A 543-nucleotide genomic window follows, 5' to 3' on the forward strand; every position below is an offset into this window, starting at 1 on the left:
TCAGACTCGCTTTCGCTCCGGCTCCCCCACACGGGTTAACCTCGCTGCATACCATAACTCGCAGGCTCATTCTTCAAAAGGCACGCCATCACTTGCCCACAGGCAGCCGAAGCCACCCGCCAAGCTCTGACGGATTACAGGCACATGGTTTCAGGCACTATTTCACTCCCCTCCCGGGGTACTTTTCACCATTCCCTCACGGTACTATCCACTATCGGTCACCGGACCATTTTAGGCTTACCAGACGGTCCTGGCAGATTCACACGAGCCTCCACGAAACCCGCGCTACTCGAGAACACCATCCGAACTTCCCCAACGACCTTCACCTACGGGACTCTCACCCACTCCGGTCGACCATCCCAAGCCATTCAGCTAATCGATGGGAAAAGAACCTGCCCTCGGCAGAAGGCAACGACAACGTCTCACAACCCCGAACCCGCAACGCCTGCCGGCTATCACACGAACCCGGTTTAGCCTCCTCCGCTTTCGCTCGCCGCTACTCACGGAATCACTCTTGTTTTCTCCACAGCAGGTACTGAGATG

Annotated in this window: 1 rRNA gene; it reads right to left on the reverse strand. The window is 56.9% G+C overall.

Features of this window, described 5'->3' with window-relative positions:
* Positions 1-543 (reverse strand): 23S ribosomal RNA (locus L0U85_RS20160); the annotation flags it as partial.

This window comes from Glycomyces sp. L485 (genome assembly GCF_022548875.1).
Lineage (GTDB): Bacteria > Actinomycetota > Actinomycetes > Mycobacteriales > Micromonosporaceae > Glycomyces.